Origin of the sequence: Citrobacter sp. TBCS-14 (assembly GCF_005280805.1) — a bacterium.
Lineage (GTDB): Bacteria > Pseudomonadota > Gammaproteobacteria > Enterobacterales > Enterobacteriaceae > Citrobacter > Citrobacter gillenii.
On sequence record NZ_SZWM01000674.1, the window covers coordinates 1 to 208 of the forward strand.

The following is a 208-nucleotide window of genomic DNA, read 5'->3' on the forward strand; positions in this document are numbered from 1 at the left end:
ATACAGGAGGCGATCCGGTAGCGCTGCCCCTTTAAAAACGACCAAAACGCGTCATCGGGCTTCTTGCTTCCCGGTGCAATCATCACCTTCGGCGCTAACTGCGTTGCCGTCAGCTCATTTACCGGATCGCGATGCCCCCGCAGGATGGCATTTAAATCACGCCTGCGCTTGCTGTCTTTGTTGAATGCATCGTCTTTTTGCAATGCTT

The 208-nt window shown here is 53.4% G+C and carries 1 pseudogene; it reads right to left on the bottom strand.

Going from position 1 to position 208, the window contains the following annotated elements:
* Window positions 1-208, bottom strand: a pseudogene (locus tag FDX22_RS20630) (DUF4153 domain-containing protein); the annotation flags it as partial.